This window comes from Pseudomonas sp. BN505, assembly GCF_029873175.1.
Classification (GTDB): domain Bacteria; phylum Pseudomonadota; class Gammaproteobacteria; order Pseudomonadales; family Pseudomonadaceae; genus Aquipseudomonas; species Aquipseudomonas putida.
In genome coordinates this window covers 62,494-77,066 of record NZ_SSOI01000071.1, presented here as the reverse complement: position 1 = coordinate 77,066, position 14,573 = coordinate 62,494, and the positions used below count along the sequence as shown (strand labels likewise).

General features: G+C 57.9%; 7 protein-coding genes and 1 tRNA gene. 4 read left to right on the top strand and 4 right to left on the bottom strand.

The annotated features are described in order from the left end of the window. The 3 genes from E8E78_RS28695 to E8E78_RS28685 form a co-directional block, all read right to left on the bottom strand. Positions 1 to 1,200 carry a hypothetical protein gene (locus E8E78_RS28695; RefSeq protein WP_280315245.1) on the bottom strand — a complete coding sequence of 400 codons (1,200 nt, stop codon included), beginning with the start codon at positions 1,198 to 1,200 and terminating at the stop codon, positions 1 to 3. Positions 1,201 to 1,335: 135 nt separating this feature from the next. Beyond that, a complete protein-coding gene (locus E8E78_RS28690; protein ID WP_280315246.1) occupies positions 1,336 to 2,472 on the bottom strand; it encodes a hypothetical protein in 1,137 nt (378 codons plus the stop codon). Positions 2,473 to 2,559: 87 nt separating this feature from the next. Continuing rightward, entirely contained in the window at positions 2,560 to 4,386 is a 1,827-nt protein-coding gene (locus E8E78_RS28685) for a hypothetical protein (protein WP_061203727.1), read from the bottom strand. 319 nt (positions 4,387 to 4,705) lie between these two features. Between E8E78_RS28685 and E8E78_RS28680 the strand changes: the two genes are divergently transcribed. The 4 genes from E8E78_RS28680 (at position 4,706) to E8E78_RS28665 (ending at position 14,289) form a co-directional block, all read left to right on the top strand. Continuing rightward, a complete protein-coding gene (locus tag E8E78_RS28680; protein ID WP_131812244.1) occupies positions 4,706 to 5,275 on the top strand; it encodes a hypothetical protein in 570 nt (189 codons plus the stop codon). Between the two features lie 2 nt (positions 5,276 to 5,277). Continuing rightward, entirely contained in the window at positions 5,278 to 10,443 is a 5,166-nt protein-coding gene (locus tag E8E78_RS28675) for an RHS repeat-associated core domain-containing protein (protein WP_280315249.1), read from the top strand. A gap of 279 nt (positions 10,444 to 10,722) precedes the next feature. Further along, entirely contained in the window at positions 10,723 to 13,164 is a 2,442-nt protein-coding gene (locus E8E78_RS28670; protein ID WP_332261964.1) for a fimbria/pilus outer membrane usher protein, read from the top strand. Between the two features lie 45 nt (positions 13,165 to 13,209). Continuing rightward, the gene (locus E8E78_RS28665) at positions 13,210 to 14,289 is read left to right on the top strand and encodes a fimbrial protein (RefSeq protein WP_059395235.1); all 1,080 of its coding nucleotides are present in this window, start codon (positions 13,210 to 13,212) and stop codon (positions 14,287 to 14,289) included. Positions 14,290 to 14,384: 95 nt separating this feature from the next. Here the strand turns inward: E8E78_RS28665 and E8E78_RS28660 are convergent. Continuing rightward, a tRNA-Gly gene (locus E8E78_RS28660) sits at positions 14,385 to 14,460 on the bottom strand. Positions 14,461 to 14,573 lie beyond the last annotated feature (113 nt).

The window sequence follows — 14,573 nt, the reverse complement described above, 5'->3', positions numbered from 1 at the left end:
TCACTCTCCATCGCACACCTCATTGATAGCTGGATTGAGGATTTCGGCGTAACGCCGCACCGGAACGAATGGCAGCGGCAAAACGACGTAGTCGACGGTATCGACAGAAACACCGTCGTCGTAAAATGCCGATATGATCACGTACTGCTCGCTATTGTTGGGCGCGGGCGTGTAGACCCGTTTAACCGGGTCGACGGTTCCACTGCCGCGCAGCACCGTCCACTCGACAGGCTCGGGTACGGTAACCTTGCCACCTGTACGGTTGACCTTGTAGAACGGCAGCTCGACGCTGCCATCGGGCAAGGCTTTCGGCTCCAACCAGTAATTGGGGTTCTTGGAGCCAACCACCAGCATGTCGATGGTCGCTGCCGTACCTCCGGCAGCCGAGTGAACGGTGACGGGGTCCAGGCGCAGCGCGAGGTAGCAAAGCGGGTCTGATTCGTCACGGGTGGGCAGTCTCACCGGCGCGGTGTACTTGTAACCTCCAGGGTTCAGCAAATCGTCGTCGGGGGCGACGGTCCCCAGCTCGGGGGTGTCCCATGTCAGCCCGGCAGGATGTGGCGTGGCTGCACTCAACGAATGACTCATACCCACATTGACCACCGCTACCCATGGGTTCACCGTGACCTGGCTTGGCACAACGCTAACCAACGCCCTGCTGACCAACTCGCCACGGGTGGCCGTCACGATCAACCGGCGGTGGCCTTCGGCACGCAGCGCAACATCCGATGGCGCCGTATATCGTCCATTCGATGAATCGCTGAACCCCCCGGTTTCGCCTTTTTCGCCTGGGAGGTTTTCCACTTTCCAAGTGACACCACCTAGTTCAGATTCGGCGGTGAAATCGATCACCTGACCGCTTGCAACAATCGGTTCCGAAGGGCTTATGACCAACGAGGTACGCTTGGGCGCCAGGTTGCCGAGCAGGGTCAAGTCGGTCGGCATGGACACGTCGCGCGGGTCGACGACGTTTTCGCCACGGAATAGCAAATTATTAAGACGCAAAGCGTCGACTTCGAACTCGACGTCCATGATCTCTTCGGCATTTTTGCGGAACGCCACCCTCAAAGTACTTTCCAACCCACCTAAAATGGCCTTTGAACTTTCTCTGGCATCGTCAGGACCGTCACCGTCCCCCCAATTATCCTCAATAGAAACATCTACAGTGACTTTGAAATCATCAGCCAGCTTAAACTTCAACAACCCCGCATCAGAGAGCGTACATGTATAGCTCGCATCAATTGACGTCGTTGCATAAATCTCCAAGGTTCGAGTACGCCCAGCACTCCCCACCTGAATAAAGTACACCACGGTACCCACCACTGAAGTGGAATGCTAGCGCGTTTTTAGCGACCTGCCCGAGAATACCAGCTCATCCCCCTTCGTAAAAAGCTGAGGATTAACTCCATTAACCGATAATTGCCAGCGCCAAGGCTGAAGTGACCCACCATTGCCATGATCGGAATACTGGAACGCCACGTGGGTAGTAGCCGATGCATTGGCGACAAACTTATAATAGTCGCCAGCCAAGGCGACCACATCAAACTTACCACGAATCCATTCAAACTTGTCCAGGCCAGAACGGATGATTTTCGCGAGAAACTTCTGTGACAACACCAGGTTACTGGTATATGCGTTTGCCGCATCAGGCAACATGTACAGCAGCGCCCCATTGCCACTGGGTATACCGCCATCTATACTGCCCTTCATGGCAACAAAAACAACGACTGCGCCGTTACCATAATTTTCACTGCCGAGCACATCCCCCCCCTGTGCGGTGTGGGTGCCAAGAATAAAGCGACCAGGATTGATAGGCGAACCTTCGGCGACGACTATCTCGCTAAGTGGGAACTGGGTGAATTTTACATTTTTTTCACGCCAGGCGGCGAACACCTGGTCGAAATAGGTCCCCAACTGCTTTTTCTCCAGGTCATTCCCCCCTCCACTGAACATATGGTCGAATGCCGTACCCACATCAAGCAAGACTGTGCCGCTACCATCAACTGAGCCTTTCGCCTGCAGCAGCCTGATCTTCATATCCAGTAAACCGAATGTGGCAGCGTTATAGACCTTCAGGGCGTTAACTACCCTGACAGGTTTGCCATCCAGGTACCTTTCTATCACTTCGAGGTGCTTACCGCCCACCAAGCGCATCTGCAACTTGCCCAGCGGATCTTGGATATCCGCGTTTTCGAAAGACAGCAGGGGCTTGTCAAGCTCGAGGCCAATTAAGACATGCTCGATGCCATTACCTGCCTTGACCTTGTCGTCGGGTAGCGTAGGGAAGAACTCATCTTCGATACCGATACGGTCAATGTACTCCTGGGTAAGCAGTTTGTTGGCAGCGAATCGGTCAAACACCAGCAGCGCATCCCATCTGAAGGTTTTTGGCTCCTTTTCCATCTCTTTAAGAAACTCCTCAAGCGATTGAGGGCTGCTGGCTTGAGTCAGCGCAGGAATTTTACTGTTCATCAGAATTGATCTCCATGTTCCATGTTTTCATTAATGCACCGCCAGGCCGCCGGTGAGCCTGCCCGGCCGGGCCTGTTTCAAAGACGCTTACATTGACTTTCTCGGCGTAAGCCGCAGCGGCAAGAGCCCGTGCCAACTGTGGCCGTTATCGAAACTTACAGTCCCGTTAACGGTGTACTCCTGGCCATCCACCAAGTTGTTATAAACAGCAACACTCAACCACTGCTGTATCCGGCTATTACTATGTTCGCCACGGCTCACAGGCTGCCGATCACGTAATACGGCGTCGCTTTCAATGGCCAATGTGAAGGGCTGGCCTGGCGCAACGAAAGGCCAGAGCACCGCCCCAGACACTTCGAGCATTGCACCGTTCAGGGTGAGGTCGGATCGCCGAAGTTCGCCGTTGTTATCCGCTTGCAGGCACGTAATATTGTTTTCGAAAACCATCGGCTGGACGCGCAAGTCCACAGCGGCGGACGGCAGCGAGCGCACGCCATCTTGATCGACAATGTGGTAAAACACGTTGAAACGCCTGCTGTTATCCGCGCCGGCTTGATGCATGTTCGCGGCGACAACGCCGGGGTCTATCTTGAAAATTCGGCCGCCTTCTTCCTCAGGTGTATCAGTAACCTGCTTCCCGTTTTGCTCATAGCCGTCCCAGTGAACTTCAAAGTATTCACCTGGGCGCAAAGCAACATCAGGTACCGTGACGAAAGCCCCGAGAATTGCGCTCTCCGCCGGTAGGTATTGCATGGCCGGACCATCCGGCGCGGCACGCGCGATGACCGGTGCTGGAAGGCTGCGCGCCGGATCGAACTCGACGTCCAGGCTATCGGAAGTCAACGCATGACCCGCACGTGCAAACTGGTAGAACACGTAGTGATCACCGGCTACAAGCAGGCTTGGGTCAATCTGGAATACGGTCTCATCGCCTTGCAGGCTACTCGCATCCATGCGTGCAAACTGCACCTCAGGCTCGATCCGGGCGGGGCTTTTCCAATGCAGCAGCAAGTAGTCACCCACTTGAATACCCGGATAGGGAGGTACGCGAACAGTGACGCCATCGGGGAACTCGCCAGGGTCAAGCGGTGCGCCCGAGAAGCCGTCGACGCTGGGTTCAGGCAGCAGCTCGACCGGGCTTGGCTCCCTTGCCACCGCCACCTGCTGCACCGGTGATTCAATTTTCTTGCTATTACCGCCCAGCGTGATGGTGTATTGGAACTCCATCCGTCCACCCAGCACGCGAATGAACTCCGCCTTGGCGACGTCCCACCACGGCGGCTCAGCCAGGTTGGCCTCGGTCACCGTGTACACTGCGCTTGCCGGTGGCGTTACTTCGTCGCCCGCAGTATTGAACTTGCGCGCTACCAGTTCGACGCTGTCGCCAGCCTGCATGGCGCGGTAGCGTGGCGCAAACAGGCGCACTCCTTCAGTCTCCAAAGCCGAAACAACAACCACACGATCATGCGACTCACGCGCCTGCGGCACCGATAATGTTTCGACAGCACCACCACGGTCGCGCAAACCCAGGTAACAAAATACGCGCATTGAATCCGGCGTAGTTTCTGCTGGGTTATCAACTTTATAAGATAAAAAGGCCCACCCACCGTCGTAGGGTTCAACATAACGATTGGCGACACGCGCCACCATCGTTTTTGTGGCGTCGTATTCTTGAGGTACCTCAACCACCGCATCAAGTTCATCAAAAGGGGTGCCGTCTGCAGCGACGCCGCGCCAGACCGGATAGATCTCTTGACCAAACCTGATATCCGCATCTGTGATGACAAATTCCAGGTCTGCACCGTTCATGTTCTTGACATCAATTTCACCCCACGCATTTTGCGTCGGGATTTGTGGGGCGGGAGTGTGCGGGGACTGATCAGCCCCGTCTTCCACTGAGCGTTTGGGCGCCATGAACATACTCCTAGGGGGTTCAAGATGCCTTTAGTTTTACGGCGCGCCATTGCGGCTGGCTACTGGCAGAAATAACAGGTAGTGCTCGCCCGCCATGCACGCGCACACCTGATAAATCTACCAGGTGACAGCACCGATAAAACGTGCAGCAGCCGCAAACCCAATACCCGGTACTTCAGCACACCTGTTAATTCTGACAGGTGTCACAGCACGGCAGGTTCAATAAGCTCCGAACAGACAGTACGCCACTCCATACCCAGCGACATACACAGATTTCTTACTTTGTCTGTTCAAACAACCTGTACAGGGAGCACGAAAAATGAAGCACTTACATGAGCGTCGCCTGGCCGTCACAACAGCCATTAAACAGGCAATGCTGGCTGCACCATTGCTTTTAAGTGGTGCGGCCAGTTTTGCAGCAACCCAGGCGGATCCAATCCCTATGCTCGCTTTATTCCACACCGACGATAACGGCACTGAACCCGCCTGCGGGGTGGAGCTACCAGCAACGGGCAGCGGCAGGACCGTGAATGTGCTACCCAAAAAACAATGCCCCGAGAACGCCAGAGCGCCCTACTCCATTCGCATTCGAAACGTGCCGATCAAATCGACATTTCTCCTCACCGATAACGAGCGCTGTGAAAAAGCCAACAGCGCCTGGGTGGAACTTGACACGAGCCGCGCCAACGCTTCGCTCGAAAAAATCGGCATCGACAAAATCTGGCTCTACGCGGGCGACCCGGGGGTCCCGGGTTACCTGTTCAACACCGGCCTGGATACCAATCCACCAATCCCAAGCCGTGGTTTCAGGGTCATCGGTAAAGGCGAGCCGATCAAGCAGGGCGAACTTTCCTGCATCAAGGTCACCATTGCCCCAAGGAGCAATTGATCATGGCTAACGATTCCGGCTTGCACAGCAACGCCACTAACTTCCAGAGCTTCGTGCAGAACCATGTCGACCAGCGCACCGGCCAGTACAACCTGGCCATTGATTTGCAAGTGCCGGCCGGCAACGACCTGACCGGCCCCGGCCTGCCCTTGCGCCTGTCGTACAGCCCGTTCAATACCGAGGACTCAGGCTTCGGCACGGGCTGGCGACTGGCAATGACCCGTTACGTGCCCACCAGTCGAATACTTACCCTGCATACGGGTGAAAGCTACAAAGTGACAGGGACAGGCCCGCAACCCACCATTGGCGAAAAGAAAATTCACAGTTTCCACTTTTACGACGACGGCTTTGACGAACACGGCGAAAACGTAGGCCCGTACCGTGTAGTGCACAAGTCCGGCCTTGTGGAAATACTCACCCTGCATGACGTGGTCAACCCCATCGCCCTGCCCGCCAAGGTCAGGGCGCCCTCCGGCCATGGGATAACGCTCAGCTACCTGCCTGAGACCCGACGGCTGGAAAAGATCGTTGATGACAATGGCACGCTGCTGCTGGAGTTGAAGTACACCGACGGCAGGGTAACCATTGATACGCACCCCGGCGCCGGGGCCGACAAGCAGCCCTTCATGCGCTACATGCTGGAACTGAAAAACCGGGCATTGGTGGAGATAAAACTACCACCCGAATTGGGCGGCAACTGGCGCTTCGGTTACACCACCTCCCGCGGCCTGACCTGCCTTGCAAAAGTGTCCACGCCTTCGGGCGCGGTGGAGGAGGTGGGTTATGGCGAGGACGACGACCCTGGCCACCTGCTGCCTGGCACGCGACCACAAAGAGTGCTGCCGCGGGTGACCTCTCATGTAGTCAAACCCCGCAACGACCAGCCGCCGCTGAAAACGACCTACACCTACACGCACGTCGACGAAGAAAGCAACATCCAGATGGCGCACAGCTTTGTTGGCAGCAACAGCGATGTGACCTGGCGGGATGACGGCCAGGACAACCTGTACCGGGCGCAATCCAACTACCGCTACAGCGTCACCGCTCATTACTGGAAAGGTGACAAGGTCGCGCGCACACAGACACAGACGTTCAACCGCTACCACCTGATGACCAAGCAAACGCTTGAAAAAGACGGCCATATCGAAGAAACCGAAACCGTCTTCCATGAACGCCCTGGCATGAGTTTCAAAGATCAACCGCGCTACTTCCAGCTGCCCAAAACCATCACCAAACGCCTGAAGCTGCGTGGTGACGGCAGCAAACTGCACCAGGAAACGGCGATCACCTTGTATGACGATTACGGCAACGTCACCGAAGAGCAAGCCCCCACGGGTGTACGCGTCACCTACGAGTACTACGACAAGGCTGGCGAGAAGGACGGCGATACCTGGGCCTGCCCACCCGACCCGCAAGGTTTTGTGCGCAACGTCAAATGCAAGACGGCCTACCCCGTACAGGATATGCCCGGCGACGCCCCCGTCCAACGGGCACGGATGACCTACAAGGCCTTCCCGGCGCTGTCCAGCCTTGGCCAAGCGAGCGAATGGCTTGCACCTTGTGAAGAACAGGTGCTGCAAGTGTTCGATGCGCACCAGCCCGGTGAGCGCGAACAATTGCTGATAAAGGTGGAGCGCGCCTACCTGAACAGGCCTGACAATGCCTTCCTGCACGGCCGCCCCGACCACCAGGTGACCACCCGCTACGGTGAAGACAGCACCAACCCGCTACGCCGGGCCATTGAAAGCCGCAGTTCACGCGTCGAATGGGAATACCGCAAGGTCGTCGACAAGGAGCATGGCCTGGAATACTGGACCGACGAAACCGTGTCCGGCTTCGACCTGGTGCAGAAGACCACCAGCATGGCCGTGTCTGGCCTGCATGGCCAGATCGTGTACGAAGAAGATGACACCGGCAACAGCATTCGCAGCCGCTACGACCCGCTCGCCCGCCTGGTAGAGGAAACCGTTGCGCCCGGCAAGGGCATGGACGAGACCAAGGTAATCCAAAGCTACGGGCTGGTCACCCACCCTGAAGAAGGCGCTGCCGGGCAAGCCTGGCAGTCGGTCACCGGGAGTACGGGCGTGACCACCCTCATCACCTTGGATGGCTGCAGCCGGGTGGTGACCGAAGAGCGCGAAACGGACGCCGTGGATAGCGCGCCGGGTACTACAAGTTCGCGGCAGCGTAGGTTGGTTGCGCGGCGCAAGTACGATGAACTGGGCGAAATGAGCGAAGAAACCGTCTTCGACTACTACGACGGCAAGACCCTGACGCTGACATCCACCTTTGAATACGATGCCTGGAACCGGCTGTGCAAGACCACCTCGCCGAACGGCGTTACGCAGCACAGCGAATACTCGCCATTTGGCGAAACAGGCGATGTCATCACCCGCTGGGTGGGAACACCGGACAAACCTGGTGTTCGCCAGCAACAGCAGGTTACAGAGAGCAATCGCTTCGACAAAGTGTCGAGTCAATACCGGCTGGACGACGCAGGCCAGGCCATTGGCCGGCATGATTCGAGCTACGACGGCCTTGGCCGCTGCATCAGCCAAGAACACACCTTCAAACGAAACGACCTCCCGGTCAAACGGATCACCACCTACACCTACGACGCCGAAGGCCGCGTGACCCGCACCGAACGGCCCGACAAGTCGGCCGTGCTCAGCCAGTTCGCGCTGCACAGTGCCGCCCCATTGGCCGAACAACTGCTGGTCGAGCGGCGCAAAGGTGTTGCCCCCACCCTTGCCTGGAAAAGGGAATACGATGGCCTTGAACGGCTGAAGTCTTTGGAAGCGGGTAAGCAACACGAAACCTACACCTACAAACACAATACCTCGCTGGTAGAAACCCGCACTACTGGGCAGCGTACCTTCACCTACCACTACAACCCCGCGCGCTCCAGCCAACCTAATCAGATCGAGGTTAAACCCGTTAAGAGTAAGACTCAGATCGAGGTTAAACCCGTAAAGAGTAAGACTCAGATCGACATTAATGCCGCAATGAGTACGACCTTCGATTACGACTCCAATACCTCAGCTGTCAGCAAGGCCAGCGATGCACAAGGTGAGCATACCTATAAGTACACCGATCAAGGCTACCTGTTGAGAACCGAATGGCAGGGGCAGGATGCCAATGGCCACCAATGCGACTACCGCCATTCGTTGCAGGGCCTGCCATTGGGCTACGCAGAAAGTGACGGCACTGAAGTGCTCCACGACTACAACGCGTTGGGGCAACTGCAACAGACCCGCCAAGGTGAGCTGCTAGCGACGTTCGAGTACGACAAGCTCGGGCGACTCTGGAAAACCACGACCCAGGACCTGGCCAACAAACAGGTACTGTTATGCGAGCAGACTTACGACGAACTAGGCCGAGAGAAAAGTCGCGAACAAACACTCACCCGCCACGATGGCTCCACCCTCACCCAAAGCATCGCACTGGCGTGGCAGGAAGATGACCAGCTGCGTACCCGCACCGTCACCCGTGACAACCAGCAAGTGCTGCAGGAAACCTTCGACTACAATGCACTCGACCAGCTGGAGCAACACACCTGCGACGGCAGCAGCCTGCCGCGCAACCCTGCTGGCCGGGCCATCAAAAGTCAGTTTTTTGTCTACGACGAGCTGAACAACCTGACTGAGTGCTACACCGATTTTGCCGATGGCGCATGGGACGAGGCCTTTTACATATACGACGGCTTCATCCTGAAACAGGCAAAGCACTCCCTGCAGCCTGATTACCCGGTCTGCCAAACGTTCGAGCACGATGCCGAAGGCAACCTGGAGAACGACGAACAAGGCAACAAGCTGGTGTACGACGACCATGGTCGCCTGACCGAAGTGCAACGGGCCAGCGATGGGCAGCCTCTGTATCGCTACCGCTATGACGGCCACAACGACCTGATCGGCGTACGTCATGAGCAAGCCCCGGAAGTGTCGCGCCGTTACCAAGGCTACCGGTTAAGCAGCACACGCGATGCCGACTTGCTCACCGAGTACCTGTACGCAGGCGAGCGCCCTCTGGGGCTGCAACGCCCAGGCCAAACCGCAGACAACCGGCTGTACGCGACCGACTCGGCAAATAGTGTGCTGGGTGAATGCAGCAGTGATGAACTGCACGATAACGCGTACACGGCCTATGGCGATTCACCTGACAACGACCAACTGGTGGGCCTGCTAGGCTTCAATGGTGAAGCCCGCGAACGAGTCTTGGGCTGGTCGCTACTGGGGCGCGGCTACCGTGCCTACAACCCTGGGCTGATGCGCTTTCATAGTCCGGACACGATGGCGCCAGAAGACGCCGGTATCAACCCGTATGTGTACTGCGGCGGCAACCCCGTCAACTGGCGCGACCCAAGCGGCCATTACGGCGTGCGCCACAGCATGGAGGCGCCGTACATCCCGCCCAAACCAAAGCCAAAATCCGACTGGCGATCCTGGCTTGGCTGGGCCATGGGTGCTGTCTTTGCAGTGATTAGCTTCATGTTCCTGCCGCCGATAGCCCTCACCGTGGCCTTCGCGATCGGCGCAGCCAGCCTTGGCCTTGACTTGGCCGCTTTGGTGGTTGGTGCAATGGCACTGGTGATAGGGAGCGAGACGCTTAGTAACTGGGCGTTCTGGCTGGGGATTGCCAGTGCGGTGAGTACGCTGGGGGTCATGGCCTATAGCAGGTTTGCGGCGAAGGGGGCGGCCAAAACTGCAGATGCAGCTGCCAACGCGGAATTGCCAGGCAAGTTGTATGCCTCTAGCGACACCGTCACTACTACTTCCACGGTTACTACAAACATCTATAACGTCACCAACAAGACAGTCAACGTGTACAGGACCAACAACAACATCAAGAAGATTACAAAAGTCGCCCCAAGAAAGACTGCCACACTAGACCTTTCAGACAACTTCATCTATAGAAACAACCCAGCCTTCAATGACGTTCTGCCTACGCCCACACCCACATCCAGCAGAACCTCTCTTTCGGAAAATGTCATCGACGCTCCCCCTGTAATAGATGAAATGTCCATTGCCGCTTCAAGTCCAGCCCCCCAAGCACCAACTATAGAAATAGGCGTGATCAAAGGTGGCTTCAGGAAAGGGAAGAAAGGAAAGTGGTATCCGATCCATACAGTTCGTGATTTCAGAAACGGTAGATATAACATAGGCTATTAACTTTATAGGCGGCCTTCTGCGAAGGCCGCCACCGCATACAAGAAACCAGATAAAAGGTCACATTCACCGGACTTTTCCTACAGAATATGAGCCGTTTTTCACGCTATCTTCAGCCGCCTTAACTGGAATGCTCCTTAAATCGTATTCCAAATTGCACAACTAGCGCTGCAGGGCCTATCAGACGGCGCAAACCAATGGTTCCTTCTTATGCGTAACACCATCCGAAACCGGCAGTTACCTGCAAGCCATTGCTTAGTTGTATTTTTATCTGCCGCAAGTATTAGTCTGTTATTCATAGCTGTCGCTCCCGCTACAGCCGATGAACGCACAGTTCAATTCAACCCCAACTTCATGCGCCAAACACCAGGCCAGTCCAGCGACGCCAGCGTAGCCGCCCTGAGCACCTTGGCCACTGAAGCCTCCCTGGCGCCCGGCCGCTACCGGGTTGAAGTGCTGGTCAACCTGGCGCCTGCGGGCAAGCATGAAATCGATTTCCGTGAACGCAGCGATGGCAAGGGCCTGGAGCCCTGCCTCAGCGCCAGCCTGCTGCGCGAACTGGGTCTGCGTGAACAGGGCCTGGCCGAGCCACTGCCCAGCGATGAGCGCTGCATCGACCTGCCCTCGCTGGTGCCCGACGCCACCTACGACCTGAACCCCGGCCAACTTCAGCTGGCGCTGTCCATCCCGCAGATCGCCCTGCGCCGGGATGTGGCCGGCAGCGTTGCACCAGAGCGCTGGGACAACGGCATCAATGCCGCCTTCGTCAGCTACCAGGCCTCCGCGCAGCATTTCAGCGGCAACACCGGCACCTCCAACAGCAGCCAGGACCTGTCCCTCAATGGCGGGATCAACCTGGGCGGCTGGCGCCTGCGCAGCAGCCAAAGCTGGCGCGACGACGGCGAAGGCCGGGATTGGGTACACTTCAACACCTACGCCCAGCACGACCTGCCTGGGAAGTGGGGCACGCTGACCCTGGGCGAAACGTTCAGCAGTGGCGATGTGTTCCGCAGCCTGCCCATCAAAGGGGTACAACTGGCCACCGACATGGGCATGCTGCCAGACGTGATGCAAAGCTACGCGCCGGTGATCCGCGGCGTGGCCCAGAGCCGGGCCAAGCTGGAGGTACTGCAGAACGGCTACCCGATCTACTCCACATACGTTGCCGCCGGCCCTTACGAGATCAATGACCTGGGCATTGGCGGTAGCGGCGACCTGGAAATCGTTCTTACCGAGGCCGATGGCCAGGTGCGCCGTTTCATCCAGCCCTACTCCACCCTCAGCAACCTGCTGCGCGAAGGCGTGTGGCGCTACAACCTGGTGGCCGGGCGCTATGACGGCGCCGATGGCATCGACAACCCCGCACTGTGGCAAGCCACCCTGGCCCGTGGCGGCCAGTGGAGCACTACACTGTATGGCGGGCTGCTAGGCAGCGAGTACTACGATGCCGCCAACCTTGGCATCGCACGCGACATCGGCAACCTTGGCGCGGTGTCGCTGGACGTGACTCAGGCGCGTACCGACCTGGGCGAACAAGGCGGCCAGGTGCAAGGGCAGAGTTACTCTGTGCGCTACGGCAAAGCCTTTCAGACCGGCACCAGCCTGCGCTTCGCCGGCTATCGCTACTCCACCGAAGGCTATCGCGAGTTCGACGAAGCGGTGCAGCAGCGCAATGCCTCCAGCCGCTATCAGGGCAACCGCCGCAGCCGCCTGGAAAGCTCGATCTACCAGACGCTCGGCAACCGCAACTCACTGAGCCTTACCCTTTCCCAGGACGATTACTGGGGCACCAACCGCCAACGCCGCCAGTACCAGTTCCAGTTCAATACCCAGTACCGCCGGGTCAGCATCAACCTGTATGCCTCGCAGTCGTTGAGTGACGACAGCGGCAGCGACCGTATCGTTGGTCTGGGGGTCACCATCCCGCTGGGCTGGGGCACGTCAACGACTGCAAATTTCGATGTGCAGGAAAGCAATGGCCACTTCAGCGAACGCGCCACGTTGAATGGCGGTTCGCAGGACAACCGCCTGAGCTACCTGGCATCGCTGGCCAACGACGAACAGCAGCGCAAGACCGCCTCGGCGTCAATGAGCTATCAGACGCAGAAGCTAAACGTGGGGGCCGGCTACACCGAAGCGGATGACTTCCGCAGCGTCTCGGTCAATGCCAGTGGCGCGATGTTGGCGCATGCCGGCGGCATCGTCCTAGGGCAATACCTGGGCGAGACCACTGCGCTGGTGCATGTGCCCGATGTACCCGGCGTGGGTGTCGACAACGTGCCCGGTGGCAGCACCGACAGCAGTGGCTACATCCTCGCCCCGCACATGCGCCCCTACCGGGTCAACCAGGTAACCCTGCAAACCGACCAGCTCAGCCCTGATGTGGAAATCGAAAATGGCGCCACCCAGGTTGTCCCCCGTCGAGGCGCGGTCGCCCTGGCAGCCTTCAAGGCGCGGCAGGTCAGCCGCCTGATCCTCACCTTGCAACATGCAGACGGCCGCCCGCTGCCCTTCGGTACCCAGGTCAATGACCAGCAGGGCAAGCAGTTAGCGGTAGTGGGCCAGGCTGGCCAGGTGCTGATTGCAACAGATGCCCAGGCACAAACGCTGGAGGCGCGCTGGGGCGACCGCGCCGAACAGCACTGCCTGTTGAAAATCGACCCGGCAACCATGCCTGAAGACCAAGGCTACCGCCTGCAGACCTTGCGCTGTCCTACCCCATGACCCAGCCCGTGCGACGACGCCGCAGGCTTGCAACAGGAACCCACCATGCCCCATTTTTCGCGTTCTTTAATCGGCATCGCTGCTGCGGCGACGATGATGACACTGTCAAGCCAGGCCCATGCCCTGGGATGCGAATGGCCAACCACCCCAGGCCCGTTGCAGTTCACGCACAACATCGCCGGCATTAAGTGGGTGGCACGTGATGCGCCCGTGGGTAGCAAAATCTACTCGACCACTAGCACTGGAGTGGTAGGTCCTGGCTTTAGCTTGCTGTGCGATAACGACGGGGCGCTGACCCTGACAGCCAACATGGGTACGCCATTACCTGTCGCCCCAGGCACCTTCCCCCCCGTCGACGGGAAGGATGTGACGGGCAAAGTGCTACAAACCAGCATTCCGGGCGTAGGCCTGTATCTGGAACTGGGCGGCTTCCTCAATGGCGTGGCTAGCAATACGTTCCAGGCTAACGACGGTGGTATCGGCGCCATTCCCTATGTGGGTGAAAACGCGAGGAAGATGACGCCCTCGCCCTTGGAAATGAAAAATCTCATCATCAAGTATATGGCGTTGATCAAGACCGGCCCCATCCCGCCTGATACGAGCTCATTCAACCAGGAGGTCGTCAGGGGTGTCGTCAGCGATGTCGGGGATGCCGTAAGACTTACCTTGGGCGGGCAAGTCCGGCAGGCCCAGTGCACGCTCAGGGCCAATGCCGTCAGTGCAAACCCGGTACAACTTGGAACCCACGACATTGCTGATTTCACAGGCCAGGGCAGCACCAGCGATCCGGTTGATTTCTACATCACCCTCAACGACTGCGACGACGACCCGGCTGGTAGCGTTGCCCGAGCGTTCATGCGCCTGAACGGCGTGGACGGCTCGGTGCCGGTGGACCGTGACCTGGGATTGTTTACCCTGACTAGCGACTCGAGCGCCAGCGGCATCGGTATCCAGGTGCTGCGCATCGACAATAACCCACTAAAACTCGAAGAGTTCGTGGATATGGTGCCCCTTACCCCCGGCAACACACGCATCGATCTGCGTGCCCGGTATTATCAGACCGAAGCAACGGTGACGCCCGGCGAGGCCAAAGGCGCATTGAACTTCACCATCGAATACCGCTAAGGGGCGGCCATGGCGGTATAGCCATGGCCCCGCTATTCCGGAGCCAAAAAAAAACGCACCAAAGGAACTTTAGAATTCCTTGGTGCGTTTTGTATTGGAGCGGGAAACGAGACTCGAACTCGCGACCCCGACCTTGGCAAGGTCGTGCTCTACCAACTGAGCTATTCCCGCATTTGAAACTTTTACAACCTACTACACCGTCATGAACGCCATAGTTTTAAAAACTGGAGCGGGAAACGAGACTCGAACTCGCGACCCCGACCTTGGCAAGGTCGTGCTCTACC